This is a genomic window from Shinella sp. WSD5-1 (genome assembly GCF_963942435.1).
Lineage (GTDB): Bacteria > Pseudomonadota > Alphaproteobacteria > Rhizobiales > Rhizobiaceae > Shinella > Shinella yambaruensis.
Window position 1 is genome coordinate 16,213 of record NZ_OZ012596.1, and the last position, 13,645, is coordinate 29,857.

14 protein-coding genes are annotated in these 13,645 nt (G+C 64.7%); 1 reads left to right on the forward strand and 13 read right to left on the reverse strand.

The window, feature by feature from the left end:
- Window positions 1-52: 52 nt before the first annotated feature.
- The 13 genes from AABQ55_RS00055 to AABQ55_RS00115 all read right to left on the reverse strand — a co-directional run bounded on the left by AABQ55_RS00055 (window position 53) and on the right by AABQ55_RS00115 (window position 12,254).
- Window positions 53-1,297, reverse strand: a complete 1,245-nt coding sequence (locus AABQ55_RS00055) for an acyl-CoA dehydrogenase family protein (RefSeq protein ID WP_272806772.1) — start codon at window positions 1,295-1,297, stop codon at window positions 53-55.
- 190 nt (window positions 1,298-1,487) lie between these two features.
- Window positions 1,488-2,537, reverse strand: coding sequence for an alpha/beta hydrolase family protein (locus AABQ55_RS00060; protein WP_272806773.1), 1,050 nt, complete (start codon window positions 2,535-2,537; stop codon window positions 1,488-1,490).
- A gap of 132 nt (window positions 2,538-2,669) precedes the next feature.
- Window positions 2,670-3,002 carry a cupin domain-containing protein gene (locus AABQ55_RS00065; RefSeq protein WP_272806774.1) on the reverse strand — a complete coding sequence of 111 codons (333 nt, stop codon included), beginning with the start codon at window positions 3,000-3,002 and terminating at the stop codon, window positions 2,670-2,672.
- 9 nt (window positions 3,003-3,011) lie between these two features.
- Entirely contained in the window at window positions 3,012-4,016 is a 1,005-nt protein-coding gene (locus AABQ55_RS00070; protein WP_272806775.1) for a quinone oxidoreductase family protein, read from the reverse strand.
- A gap of 31 nt (window positions 4,017-4,047) precedes the next feature.
- A complete protein-coding gene (locus AABQ55_RS00075; protein ID WP_272806776.1) occupies window positions 4,048-4,926 on the reverse strand; it encodes a 3-keto-5-aminohexanoate cleavage protein in 879 nt (292 codons plus the stop codon).
- A complete protein-coding gene (locus AABQ55_RS00080; RefSeq protein ID WP_272806777.1) occupies window positions 4,926-5,687 on the reverse strand; it encodes an SDR family NAD(P)-dependent oxidoreductase in 762 nt (253 codons plus the stop codon). The genes AABQ55_RS00075 and AABQ55_RS00080 overlap by 1 nt, the downstream gene beginning before the upstream one ends.
- Before the next feature lie 3 nt (window positions 5,688-5,690).
- Complete coding sequence (locus AABQ55_RS00085; protein WP_272806778.1) at window positions 5,691-6,617, reverse strand: dioxygenase family protein; 927 nt, start codon at window positions 6,615-6,617, stop codon at window positions 5,691-5,693.
- Window positions 6,618-6,634: 17 nt separating this feature from the next.
- The gene (locus AABQ55_RS00090) at window positions 6,635-7,420 is read right to left on the reverse strand and encodes a glutathione S-transferase family protein (RefSeq protein WP_272806779.1); all 786 of its coding nucleotides are present in this window, start codon (window positions 7,418-7,420) and stop codon (window positions 6,635-6,637) included.
- A gap of 63 nt (window positions 7,421-7,483) precedes the next feature.
- Window positions 7,484-8,530: a branched-chain amino acid ABC transporter permease gene (locus AABQ55_RS00095; protein ID WP_272806780.1), complete on the reverse strand. Its 1,047-nt coding sequence runs from the start codon at window positions 8,528-8,530 to the stop codon at window positions 7,484-7,486.
- Entirely contained in the window at window positions 8,527-9,405 is an 879-nt protein-coding gene (locus tag AABQ55_RS00100) for a branched-chain amino acid ABC transporter permease (RefSeq protein ID WP_244769745.1), read from the reverse strand. Before AABQ55_RS00100 ends, AABQ55_RS00095 begins: the two co-directional genes overlap by 4 nt.
- A gap of 12 nt (window positions 9,406-9,417) precedes the next feature.
- Window positions 9,418-10,146: an ABC transporter ATP-binding protein gene (locus AABQ55_RS00105; RefSeq protein WP_244769744.1), complete on the reverse strand. Its 729-nt coding sequence runs from the start codon at window positions 10,144-10,146 to the stop codon at window positions 9,418-9,420.
- The gene (locus tag AABQ55_RS00110; protein ID WP_272806781.1) at window positions 10,146-10,892 is read right to left on the reverse strand and encodes an ABC transporter ATP-binding protein; all 747 of its coding nucleotides are present in this window, start codon (window positions 10,890-10,892) and stop codon (window positions 10,146-10,148) included. The genes AABQ55_RS00105 and AABQ55_RS00110 overlap by 1 nt, the downstream gene beginning before the upstream one ends.
- Window positions 10,893-10,976: 84 nt before the next feature.
- Window positions 10,977-12,254: an amino acid ABC transporter substrate-binding protein gene (locus tag AABQ55_RS00115; RefSeq protein WP_272806782.1), complete on the reverse strand. Its 1,278-nt coding sequence runs from the start codon at window positions 12,252-12,254 to the stop codon at window positions 10,977-10,979.
- A gap of 318 nt (window positions 12,255-12,572) precedes the next feature.
- Here AABQ55_RS00115 and AABQ55_RS00120 point away from each other — a divergent pair, with 318 nt between their 5' ends.
- Complete coding sequence (locus tag AABQ55_RS00120) at window positions 12,573-13,625, forward strand: LacI family DNA-binding transcriptional regulator (RefSeq protein WP_272806783.1); 1,053 nt, start codon at window positions 12,573-12,575, stop codon at window positions 13,623-13,625.
- The last annotated feature ends 20 nt before the right edge of the window (window positions 13,626-13,645 follow it).

The following is a 13,645-nucleotide window of genomic DNA, read 5'->3' on the forward strand; positions in this document are numbered from 1 at the left end:
CGGGACAGGCGGCAGGGTCCTCCGGCCCTGCCGCCCGCCCGCCCGCTTCGCTTCAGGTTTCCGGGCCGGCATATTTGCCGGCGGTGGCGGGGAACATGTTCTTGATGATCTTCATGCGGCTGACATCGACCGTCGCATCCATGTGCAGGAAGATCGCCGCATCGCGGAACAGCTTCTCGATGCCGAATTCGAGCATCGCACCGTTGCCGCCGTGAAGCTCCAGCGCGTGGGTGGCGACCTTCATGATCTCCTCCGACGCGTAGACCTTCGCCATGTTGCACAGGACGTCTGCGTCGGGATGCGCTTCGTCCACCGCCTTCGACGCTCGCTCGACCAGCGAGCGCACGGCCTCGATGCGCGTCGCCATGTCGGCGAGCCGCAGCGCCACGGCCTGGTGTTTGATCAGGATGCGCCCGCCCTGGACATAGTTCTGGACATAGTCGGCCGTGCGCTCGAAACAGGCAACGCCGACACCGAGGTTCTTGGCCGCCTGGATGATCTTGCCGGCGCGGAAATACTGGCCGGCGGAGGCCAGCGCCGTGCTCTTGACGAGCAGGTAGTCGGCCGGGATGCGGCAATCCTCGAAGACCAGCTCGCCGTTGTTCATGAAGCGGCAGCCCATCGTCTCGTTGCACTTGGTGATGGTCAGGCCCGGCGTTTCGCGGGGAACCAGGAAGCTCGACGTGCCCTGCAGCATGCCGACGGAAGGATCGGTATTGGCATAGACGACATAGAGGCTGGCGTCGAAACCATTCGAGATGAACTGCTTGCGGCCGTTGATGACCCAGTGGTCGCCGTCCGGCACCGCCCTGGTGTGCATGGAGGCTTCCGGGACGTTGTAGGGCAGCCAGCGGTCGGAGGCGCCCCTCGGCTCGGTGAGGCAGTGCGCCAGGAGGAACTTCGGGTCCTCCAGCAGGCGCGGGAACCATTTTTCCTGCAGGTGTTTCGCCGCGAACTGGCGGATGACGATCGAGACCTTCCAGTTCTGCACCAGCTTGTCGGCAAGGCCCGAATCGCCGCGGGCGATCTCCTCGGCGATCAGGGCGAAGGTGCGCACCTCGGTCTCCCGCTCGAGATCGATCCCGCCGAATTCCTCCGGCACGCCGAGGGTGCGGATGCCGATCGCTTCCGCGCCTTCGAGGATCGCGCCCGGCAACCGTTCGCCCGGGCTCATGTCCCATTCGCGCTGCCAGTTCGACCGGATGAACGGCGTCACCACATCGTCGACAAACGATCGGCAGCTGTCACGCATCAGGCGTTGTTCCTGGGACAATATCCCGTCATCGGCGTGAATCATCTTCGCTCCCCTTGAGTGCAAAGCGGTCGGCTGCTGGCCTTCCGCTGTGCCGCAATTGGTATCAGCACCCGGGATATCGGATCAGGCGCCGGCGTCCGCTTGTGGTGGACAATCGTCCAGTTTCGAGTGGACTTTTCCTGTTTCACACCAGCCCGAACGAGCTGCCATCCGGCTCCATTGCCCCGCTGCGCTACGCCTTCAACCGTTCCGCCAGCCAGTCGGCGACGAGCGGCCGGTACATCCAGGGGATGTTGTTGCAGACGTGGTTTCCGGTGGGAAAGACATGCAGTTCCGCACCGGCCCTGCACGTATCGGCGCATTTCTGCGCTTCCGACGGCGGAAAGATCCTGTCGCGGCCGCCATGCAGAACGAGCGCCGGCACCGCCGGCCCCTCGATATCCGCCAGGGTGAAACGACGGGCGCTTTCGACGACGTCGTCACCACCCAGCGCGAAGGTCATGTTGTCCTGGTAGACCTTCGGCAATGTCGGCCAGAGCGCCCCGAGATCATAAAAGCCATTGATGGAAACGACGGCGGCGAGCCCTTCCAGCGCCGCCGCCCGGAGCGCCAGAAAGCCGCCAAAGGCCATGCCGACCAGGCCGACGGCGCCCGTAAGGCCGGGCCGGCCCTCGACCGCCTTTATCGCCGCGGCGACGGCCGGCGCGACGTCGGCCCGCAGGTGGCCGTGCGACCGGCCCTCGCCCTGTCCCGGACCGTCGAGCGACAGCGTCGCCATGCCGCGCAGGAGAAAATGCCGTTCGAACGCCGGAAACTCCTCCTTGGTGGAATCCGAGCCGGGGATGATGAGCGCCAGCGGATGCGGCTCCTGCCCCGCCGGCCGGCGGAGATAGCCGCGCAGCACGCCGCCTTCGAACGGCACCTCGACCGGTTCGCCGGGCTGCTCCAGCAGCGGCGCGGCCTTGCGGAACGCTGCCACCTTCAGCGCCGCGACGCGCTCCTTCGCGTCAAGGTCGTCGAAAGCCATGAACTGGCCGAAGTGGTAGAACAGGCTGGCGCGGGCAAATGCCTCGCCGGCGGTGACCCTGCGGCCCCGCGCAAGGGCCGCCTCGCCCATCCCGGCATGGCGGTCGCCTTCGGCGCTCCAGGCTGCAAGCCAGTTCTCCCAGACACCGGCACTGTCGATCACGGCCTTTGCCGTCGCCGAAGGGATGCCGGCAACCTCCATGCGCGGCAGCCAGTGTTCCACCACGCTCAGCAACCTGTTTTCCGTCTCGCTCATTCTCTTGTCCTTCCAGCGGTGCCGGATATATCCCATCGTCAGGGATCAAACGCCTGGGTTCACGCGGACAGGATTCCGCCTTCGACCGGTGTCTTTCCGCTCCGCACGACATGTTTTGCCGTTCGTTCGGTTTCAGGTCGGCATCGCAAGCAGGATCGATGCCGGCGCGTTGGTACGGTTGACCAGCACGCGCGCCTCGCCCGGCGCCAGCCGGCAACTGTCGAGCACACCGAGCGTGACGACGGCATCGACGGTTTCAACTGTGACTTCGCCGGCAACGACGATGTAGATCTTCTCCACCGCCGCCCCCTTGAGCGAGGTGCGCCCGCCCGGCAGGAGATGCGACAGGCCGATCCAGATCGTATCCGTCGCCGTCGCCTCCTTGCCCTGCAGGCGCAGACAGCGCATGTCGTAATGTTCGGGAGCCTCGTAAGGCTTCGCCTCGCTGTAGCGGGTGACCTGCATGATCTCTCCTTACGGCTTGAGCAGCACCCGCTCGGGCGTTCCGCGCAGCACCGAGGCATAGGCCTTCGCAGCATCCTTGAGGTCGTAGCAGCAGTCGGGGTTGATCGGGAACGGCTTGAGCAGGCCCTCCTCGAACTTCAGCTTCAGCCTGTCGAAGATTCGCGCGCCATCGACGGAGGACAGCGCCAGCGTGTCGATGCCAATATATTTGTGGCGGCCGCGGAAGAAGTTGAAGATGTCGAAGGGCACGGCGCGGTCGAAGGTCGAGATGAAGATCTGCCGCGCCTGCTTGGCCATCGCCTTGTTGGCAATCTCGAAATAGGGGCTGCCCACGGTGTTGAAGACGATATCGGCGCCATGGCCGCCGGTCATGTCGCGAACGATGGCAGCGACATCGTCGACGGCGCTGTTCAGCATCGTGACCGGGCCGTTGGCGTGGCCCATCAAGGGCTGCGCATTGTATTCGACGGCAAAGACCTTCGCCCCGGCCATCGTGGCAAGCTGGATCGCCGCCTGCCCGACCTTGCCGTTTCCGCCACAGACGAGAACGACGTCGGTCGGCTTGGCGCCGCCCGCCTCGCGCAGGCCCTCATAGGCGGTGATGAACGGCACGCCGACCGAGCCGGCCTCCTCCATCGAGAAATTCTCCGGCTTGGCGCGCACCGCCTTCTGGTCGAGCACCATCCATTTGCCGTGGCTGCCGTCCTGGCTGATGCCGAGTTCGCCGCCGCCGCCCCAGACCTCCATGCCGATCATCTGCGACGGTCCCTCGCGCACGATGCCGCCGAAGTCGCGGCCCGGTATGCGCGGCCAGACGGCATGCGGCATGTGGCCGAGCGAGGCCTTGACGTCGCTGGGATTGACCCCCGCCGCCACGACCTCGACCAACACCTGGCCGGGGCCGGGGCGCGGTACGGCCACCTCGACGACATCGATCAGAAGGTTGTCGAGATCCGGCGACTTCTGGGAAACCCTGAGGGCATTGCCGGCTTTGGCGCTTGCTTGAATGTTCATGTCTTCGTCTCCTTTGCTCCAGCTGCGCCGCTCAGGCCGCAAGCCCCAAGATTTCCCTGGCCTCCGACGGACCGGCAATCTGCCCGCCGAGTTTCTCGATGAGGTCGCGGGCGCGCTCCACCAGTTCGCCGTTTCCCTTCGCCAGCACGCCCTTGGCGATGTAGGAATTGTCCTCAAGGCCGACGCGGACATGCCCGCCGAGCAGATAGGCCTGCATCGCCATCGGGAACGACATCCGGCCGACGCCGAAGCCCGTCCACGCGGCATCACGCGGCAGCATGCGCGCGGCGGTGGCCATGACGTCGGTGGTGGAGGGAAAGCCGTATTTGACACCGGTGACGATAGTGAACATCGCCGGTGATTTCAGCACACCCGCCTTCATCAGGTCCTGCGCGAGCACGATATGGCCGGTATCGAAGACCTCGAGCTCCGGCTTGGAGCCGGCCTCGTTGATGAGGTCGGCCATGATCTTCACATTGCCGGGGGTGTTGATCACCACCTCGTTGCCGAAGGTCATGGTGTTGAGGTCGAGCGTGGCGATGTCGGGCTTCAGCGCGGTGATATGCTCGACGCGCTTTTCCGGCCGCATCAGCGTCGTGCGCGGGCCGGCCACCGCCGGATTCTCGTCGCTCGGGTGATAGCGTCCTCCCGGTCCCGTGGTCACGTTGAGGATCAGGGCACTGTTCTTCGCCCTGATCCTTTCGACCACCTCGCGATAGTGCTTCAGCTCCATGGACGGTTTCGCCGTTTCGGGATCGCGCACGTGGATGTGGGCGATCGCGGCCCCGGCATCCGCCGCCTCGAGGCAGGCATCGGCGATCTCTTCCGGCGTCACCGGCAGGCCGGGATGGTTCTCCCGTGTCGTCAGGTTGCCGGTCACGGCGCAGGTGATGATGACTTTCGGCTGCATTACAGGTGCCTTCCTCCATCGACGACGATCCGGCTGCCGGTCGAGAACTTCAGGTGCGTGGCGCAGGAAACGATCGCCTCGGCGACGTCCAGCGGGCTGGTAATCCGCTTGAGCGGGGTGGTCGCGGCGACCTTGTCGGCAAATTCCTTGCCTCTGCCGGGCACGAATTGCGTGTCGACGGCCCCGGGCGAGACCACCATGACGCGGATCTCGGGGGCGAGCGCCCGGCCGAGCGAATTCGCCATGATGTCGAGGCCCGCCTTGGCGCCGCAATAGGCGACATTCGAGCCGATGCCGGTGAAGGCGGCGATCGACGAGACGTTGACGATCAGGCCGTCGCCACTTGCTTTCAGCGCCGGCGCGAAGGCGCGGATCGTGGCGAAGACACCGCGCCAGTTGTTGATGAAGATGCGGTCGATCATCGCGTCGGTCAGGGCATCGAGGTCGCCATGCGCCACCGGCTCCGTGACGCCTGCCGTATTGACCAGGATGTCCACGCGGCCGAACGTTTCCAGCACTCCATCCCGGAACGCCTCGATCGTCGCGGTCTCCTCGATGGAGACCGGCAGCGCGACATGGCCTTCGCCGGCAAGCTCGCCGACGATCTCCGCCGCCTTCTGCCTGCCCGAACGGTAGCCGACGACGACGGTGGCACCGGCGGCGGCAAGCATCCGGCAGGTCTCGCGACCGATACCGCCGGAGCCTCCGACAACGACGGCCACCTTGCCCTCAAGAGGACGATGGGAGTCTTGCGCAGCCATGGCTCAGCTCTTCTTTCCCGAAATCGGCGGGACGGGCAGCGTCGACTTGCCAGGCACCAGCTTGAAATCGTATTCGCAGGTGTAGAAGGGCAGGCTCGCATCCGGATAATCGGGATGCGGCGCGGTATGCATGACGAAGTTGCCGACGATCTGCTGCTTGGCGCCGAACACGACATCCGCCGCCAGCGCCTCGGGCGTGTCGGAGAAAATCTGCGTGATCAGGGTCTTGTGCCCCGGCGCGGACACGATGAAATGGACGTGCGCCGGCCGCATCGGTTCACGGTTCTGGGCCCGCAGCAGCACGCCGACAGGCCCGTCGGTCGGCACCGGATAGCCGGCGGGCTTGACCGAGCGGAAATGATACCGGCCATCGGCCTCGCTGATGAACTTGCCGCGAAGGTTGCAATCCTCCTGGGTTTCATCCTGGTTCTCGTACAGGCCAACCGGCGATGCCTGCCACACATCGAGCATGGCCCCGGCGATCGGCGCGCCGTCGGTTCCGATGACCCTGCCGGAGAAGAAAAGCGTGGCACCGGGCGTTTGCGAGCGGGCGATACAGTCGCCGTTCGCGCAGACCGGCGCATCGCCGCGGTAGAACGGCCCGAGCAGCGCCGACATCGTCTCGCCCTGCATGCCGTCATTGTTGATGAGGTCGATCAGCGTGGATGCGCCGAGCACGTCGGCGGCGAGCACCACCTCGTTGTGGAATTCGTTCGTCCGCTGGCCGATCTCGACGATCCAGCGCAGCGCATATTCGAACTCCTCCTCCGTCGGGCGCGTCTTGAGGATGAACTGGTGGAGGTGTTCCACCAGCACGGTCATGATTTCCTTCAGCCGGGGATTGTCGGTGTCCGCCATCGCCGCAAGAACGGTGGGCGTCACGTCGGCTTCCCTGGTGATGAGCTTGGGCGGGGTGCTGACATAGTCCATTTCATCCTCCACTGCGTTCATGCGTCCATGGGTTCGCGCCGCTTGGCGGCGGCCGCGAGATGCGGGTACTTCTCGGTCAGCAGCGACCCGTGATAGTAGGTCGCGGAGAAGGCGGGCGTTTGCCGGACCCTCTCGAGCCAGCGGCCGATGGCGGGCGCTTTGCACCACATTCCGGCAAGCCGGATGTCGTCCATCCGCACGATGACGGGCATGATCGCGATATCGGCAAGGCTGAGCTCCGCGCCCATCAGCCAGGGCCCGCCGCTGGCGGCAAGCCATGTCGCCATGCGGTCGATGCCGCGCTGCAGGCGCGCCAGGGCCTCGTCCATCTCGGCTTTCGGGAACCCGGTGCGCCCCATCTTCATGAGGAATTCGCGGCGCAGGGGCTTGCTGTCGCACAGCGCCTGGAACTCTTCATCGCCCATCGCCTGGAAGTGCGGCAGGAAGGCGAGGTTGTACGACGGCACGCGGATTGCCGGCGTCGGCACCTCGTCGATGAAGCGCAGCATCGCGCGCATCTCGGCCACCTTGAGCGGATCGCCGGGCCTCAGCGGCGTAACGCTACCGAGGATGTCCTCCAGATACTCCATGATGACGGCGGAATCGGTCACCGGGGCGCCGTCATGCAGCAGGGTCGGGACCACGCCATTGGGATTGATCGCGAGGTATTCGGGCGTGAGCTGATCCCCCTTGAAGAGATCGAGCCTGTGCTCCTCGAAGACCCTGCCCTTCGCATGAAGCACATAACGGACCCGCTGGCTGCATGTGGACTGCGGCGCGTTGTAGAGAACGAATTCCGGCATGTCGTTTTCCTCTCGTTGACCGTACGAGCCGTATCCTCGATGTCGGGGCCTGGCGGCGCCCTGCTAGTCCCAGTTGAGGATGCGGGGGAGCCTTCCGCTTCTGGCAAGGGTTCCGACCAGTCCCAGCGGGAAGAAGATCAGGCCGATCGCCATCACCAGGCCGGTGCCGAGAATGTTGATTTCGGAGGCCCCCATGGTGGCGACGAAGAGCTCGTTGAGCGCGACGATCAGGATCGCGCCGATCACCGGCCCGGCGATCGTGCCCTTGCCGCCGAGGATGCACATCAGCACCATGTTGGCCGAGACCAGGATGAGCAGGAAGATGTTCGGCCGCAGATAGGTGAGATACTCCCCCCACACCGCGCCCACCATTCCGACGAAGAAAGCCGAGAGCGCGAAGGCCGCGACCTTGTAGAAGCGCGTGTCGATACCGGCGCTTTCCGCCTTGATCTCGTCCTTCGAAAGAGCACGCAGGCCGAGGCCGAACTTCGAGTGCTTGATCTTGTAGGCCGACCATATGGTGAAGGCCGCGATCGCCAGCATCGCATAGTAGTAGGGCAGCTTGGCCCACTGCACCGACAGATCGTTCGGCGGCAGGGTCAGGCCGTTGGCACCGCCGATGAAATGCCAGTTGTCGAACAGGATGCGGGCGATCATCAGAAGGGCGATCGACGAGATGATGAAGCTCGGGCCGCGCACCTTGAGCGTGACCAAGCCCACGGCATAGCCGATGGCCGCCGCGACGAGGCCGGCGAGCGGCGCGGTGATCAGCGTGGAAATGCCGTAGCGCGCCAGAAGCATGCCGGAGAAATATCCCCCGACGCCGAAGAACACGGCGTGGCCGAGCGAGACATAGCCGGCGAAACCGCCGAGGATGTTCCAGCCCGAGGCCATGGCGACATAGGACGCGGTGAACAGCACCAGGTGCAGGACGTAATTGTAGTTGCCGACGAATTGCAGCAGCGGCATCGCGGCAAGCAGCGCAAGCAGCGTGAGCGGAAACCAGGTCGCCCGGGTCTGGTCCGCCTTGCGCGACAGTTTCTCGTTGTGGGCGCGGCGTGCCTCGATGACGGCGCTGGCGCTGGAATCCTGAAGGGTAACGGCCATCATGCCATCTCCGGTTTTTCGCCGAACAGACCCTGGGGCCGAACCAGCAGAATGATGAAAAGGGCGAGGAAGAAGGTCAGCGTCGACCAGGTCGCCCCGATCCAGGTGCCGACAAAGGCGGCGACAACGGACAGGATCAGCGCACCCACCACCGTGCCGAGGATGCTGCCCATGCCGCCGAGCACCACCACCGACATCAGCATGGCGATCCATTCCCAGTGCTTGGCCGGGAAGAAGCTGAACACGAAGCTGACCAGCGATCCGGCGGCGCCCGCAAGGCCGATGCCGATGGCGAAGGCGAGCACGCTGATGAACTGCACGTTGACCCCGAGGAGCTCCGCCGCCTCACGGTTCTGCGTCGTGGCGCGGATGGCATAGCCGAGCCGCGAATATTTGAGGAACAGGGACAGCGCCGCGATGATCGCCAGCGAGACGAGGCCGGCATAGAGCTGCCCCTTGGGGATGAAGACATCACCGATGAAGAAGGCGGCGGTGGCGTAGTCGGGCGACGTCACCCGCTGCGTGTTGGTGAAGAGACCGCCGAGCAGCCCTTCCACCATCATTGCCAGCGCGAAGGTGAGAAGCACCGTCATCTCGGAATATTTGGCGCTCTTGGCCTCCCGCTGGAACAGCAGCCGGTAGAGCACCACGCCGACGGCGGCCATGGCGACGGCTGCGACGGGCAGCATGGCGATCGGATCGATGTCGAACGTCTTGAACGCCAGGTAGGTGATATAGGCACCGCCGATGATCAGCGCGGGATGGGCGAGATTGACGATGCGCATCACGCCGAAGACCAGCGACAGGCCGGAGCCCATGAGGGCGATGACGCCGCCAAGCGCCAGGCCCAGGATCAGAATCTGCAATATCTCTGCCATGTCTGTTCCTCGTCAGGCGGCCTTCTTGCCGCCGAGGTAAAGTTCCTGGATGCGCGGATCGGCCAGCACCGTGGCGGCCGGGCCTTCGAACAGCGTCCGGCCGAGATCGAGCACCACGCCCCAGTCGGCGTTCTTGAGGCCCATCAGCGCATTCTGCTCGACGAGGAGCACGGTGACGCCTTCCGCCGACATCATCTTCATGATGTCGAACATCTCCTGGACGACCTTCGGCGCCAGGCCGAGGGACGGTTCGTCGAGCATGACGATGTCGGGCTTGATGATGAGCGTGCGGGCCATGGCGAGCGTCTGCTGCTGGCCGCCGGACATGGTGCCGGCATGCTGGTCGGCACGCTCGCGAAGGATCGGGAAGCGTTCCAGGATGCCGTCGATGCGGCGCTCCAGCTCCCGCTTGTCGTCGAGGATGAAGCCGCCCATGCGCAGGTTCTCGCGCACGGTCATCTTCGCGAACAGTGCGCGCTCCTGCGGCACGAAACAGATGCCCTTGCGCAGGATCTGGTCGGGGCGCAGCCCGTTCAGCCGCTCGCCCTTGAACACGACGTCGCCCTTGCGGATCGACAGCATGCCGCAGATCGCCTTGAGCAGCGTCGATTTTCCGGCGCCGTTCGGGCCGATGATGCAATGGACCTTGCCGGGCTCGATGGTCAGCTGGGCACCATCGATGATGGCGGGGCCGTCGCCGTAGCCGGCGGTGATGTTGGTGACCTCCAGAAGCTTCGTCATCAGGCTGCCTCGTCTTCCAGGACGCCGCCGAGATAGGCATCGAGCACATGGGGATCCTTGCGCACCACATCGGGCGTGCCGGCGCAGATGACCTTGCCGTGCGCCATGACCACGACCTTGTGCGAGAGCCGCATGATCAGGTCCATGTTGTGCTCGACGATCAGCACCGTCAGGCCCTTGTCGTTGAGCGCGCGGATATGGCCGACGATCTCCTCCATCAGCGACGGGTTGACCCCGCCGGCCGGCTCGTCGAGCAGGATGATCTTGGGATCGGACATCAGGAGCGCGGCAAGGTCCATGAGCTTCTTCTGGCCGTAGGAAAGGTTGTGGCCATCCTCGTGGGCGATGCGGGTGATGCCGAGGAAATCGAGGATCGACATCGCCTTGTCCTTTTCCTCCCGCGACATGGCCGGGCGGAACAGGCCGCGCAGGCCATCGACCCTGGACTGGACGATGACATTCTCGATCACGGTCATGTCGCCGAGATTGCGCGAGATCTGGAAGGTCCGGCTGAGGCCCTTCGCCGTGATCTTGTGGGGGCGGAGGTGGTCGATCCGCTCGCCGTCGAGCCAGACCTCGCCCGATGTCGGCGCCGCCGTCCGGCTGATGCAATTGAACGCGGTCGTCTTCCCGGCGCCGTTCGGTCCGATCAGGGCGGTAATCGCGCCTTTCTCGACCGTGAACGTGACACCGTCGACGGCCTTGATGCCGCCGAAATGCTTACAGAGGTTCTTCACTTCAAGCATGCGCCATCTCCTCTTCCGAGTTGCGCCGACAATGGCCGCAGTGGGAAAGATGCCCACGCCGGGCACCTTTCCGCTGCCGTCTTCTCAGAACCCGTTCTTGGGGTAGCGGAACGGCGACACGCCTTCGAATTCGCCGGTCGGGTAGACGAAGGTCAGGCTGCCGTCCTGCCACTGCGTCATGATGTGGGACTTCTCCACCGGCAGGCCGACTTCGTCCCAGGAGAAGCGGCCAAGCACGGTGCGCACGGGATCGTCCTTGGTGCGCGCATGCAGCCATTCACCCATCTTGGCATTGTCGGTCGTGCCCGCCCCGAGGATCGCCTGCTCGATGCCCTGGCAAACGGCGAACGGAATGGCGCTGTCCTCATCCGGCTCGACATCGTATTCGGCGGTGAAAGCCTTGACGAAGTCGGCATTGTTGAACGGCTTGCCGGCCAGCGTGCTCTCGAACGGCACGTCCTTGTGCCAGGTGGTGTGGTTCAGCACGCCATCGGCCGCTTCCTTGCCGACGCCCTCGACGAACTCCGTCTGCGCGCCCTGGCTGAGATAGACCAGCTTGGGCGTGGCGCCGACGGTCTTGAGGCTGCGTGTCAGCTGCACGGCCTCCTCCGCCGAGGCCGTCAGGCCGATGACCATTTCTGCGCCGGAGCGCTTGATCGAGTTGGCGAGGTTCAGCCAGTCGTTGAAGCCTTCCTCCGGCCACTTTTCCTGCATCAGCACCTCGATGCCCGCGTCGGAGAGATAGCCTGGTGCCAGGTCGGCGATCTCCTTGTCGGTCGCCGGGTCCTTCACCTTCTGCCCGAGCAGGCCCGCCTCGATGGCATTGGCGAAGAAGTCGTCGGCCGAGACCACGGCGACAGACTTCGGCGCCTCGCCCGCCGGAATGAGCTGCTTGATCACCGCGGCCACGTCCTTGCCGGTATATTCGGCAGCGTTGACCTGGAAGTAGAACAGGTTCTTGTAACCCTGCTCGTAGATGCGCAAGGCGCCGCCCGAGGGAATGGCGTGCACCATGTTGTATTTCGAAAGGATGCTGGCGACGGGAAAGGTCAGGCGGCTCGAAAACGTGCCGTATACGACCTCGACCTTGTCGACATTGATGAAGCGCTCATACTGGTTGATCGCGGTTGCGGTGTCCGACCGGTTGTCGCTGACGACCAGCTCGACCTGCCGGCCGAGAATGCCGCCGGCGTCATTGATCAGCTTGGTGCAGAGTTCATAGCCGCGCCTGTGCTTCTCGCCGCTGACCGACAGGCCGCCGGTAATCGGCAGCGAAGCGCCTATCTTCAGGTTTTCGGCATGCGCCGCGCCTGCCATTATCGCCGCCGCGGCCGTTGCCGCGAGCAATGTGTTCAATCTCATACGCCTTCCTCCCGTTAGCGCTCGATTGCATCGATGACCAGGCGTCCGCTATTAAGACACCCGGCTGCGTTCCATGCCCGGCAAAGTTCGTCCTGCGGCCTTGCCCGCTTTTCCGTCCGGGTCCATTGGGGATGTTTGCTCGCCCGCCCTCCTTGACGACCAAGCAGTTGCTCGATGCACGAACACTCCTCCAAGCCTTTCCGTGCAATCGATTGCGAAGATGAGGTATCATGGGACTTGCGTTTGGTCAAGGATTTTTGCAAACGATTGCGTACGCCGTCCGCGATCTGCTAATATGTGCAAATCAAAGGGGGCCAGATGCGGCAGAAACGGATTACGCTGAAGGACATCGCCCGTGAGACGGGCGTGCACGTATCCACCGTCTCCCGGGCCCTGGATCCGGTCGAGCGCAAGTCGATCACGGAGGAGGTCGCCAGCCGCATCCAGGCTGCGGCGGACGCGCTGGGATATCGGCCGAACCGCATCGCCGCGGGCCTGCGGACCAATCGCACGATGACCGTGGGCGTGATGATCCCCGACATTACCAACGTCATCTTCCCGCCGATCCTGCGCGGCATCGAAAGCGTTCTGGAGCCGCTTGGCTATGCGTCGATCATCGTCAACACCGACAGCGAGCGGGACAGGGAAACCCGCCTCGTCGACGTGCTGCGCGACCGCGGCGTCGACGGCATCATCCACGCGGCGGTGCTGAGGAGCGACCCTTCCATCGCGAGGGCGGCAGCCGAAGGCTTGCCGGTGGTGACGCTGAACCGCATGGTCGAGAACTCGCAGATCCCCTACATCATCAATGACGAGGATGCCGGCATCTGCGAGATGTTGCGCCATCTGCGCGACCTCGGGCATCGCGACATCGCCCATGTGGCCGGCCCGCAGGATCTGTCGACCGGCCAGCTTCGCCTGGCCGCCTTCCGCAATGCCGCCGCGACACTCTCGCTCGACTTCGATCCGGCCCTCGTGGCGACAGCCCGGCGCTTCGACGAGAAGGAGGGCGCGCGCTGCATCCGGGAACTGCTGGCATCGGGCAGGAGATTCACCGCCGCCTTGTGCGCCAACGACCGTCTCGCGCTGGGCGCGATCGACGAACTGCGCGAGCACGGCATCGATTGCCCCCGCGAGATCTCCGTCACCGGCTTCAACGACATGCCGTTCCTCGAACTGATCCGTCCCCGGCTGACGACCGTGCGGATTCTCCAGCACAGCGCCGGCCAAACCGCCGCCACCGTGCTGCTGAAGCTCATGAATGGCGACAAGGCCGAAGACATTCCGATGGAGACGATCCTCCCCGTCGAAATCGTCGTTCGCGAGAGCACCGCCCGGGTCAGGCAGGACGATGAGGACCGGCCGGCATGAGGCAAGTCAGCCGGCGTAGT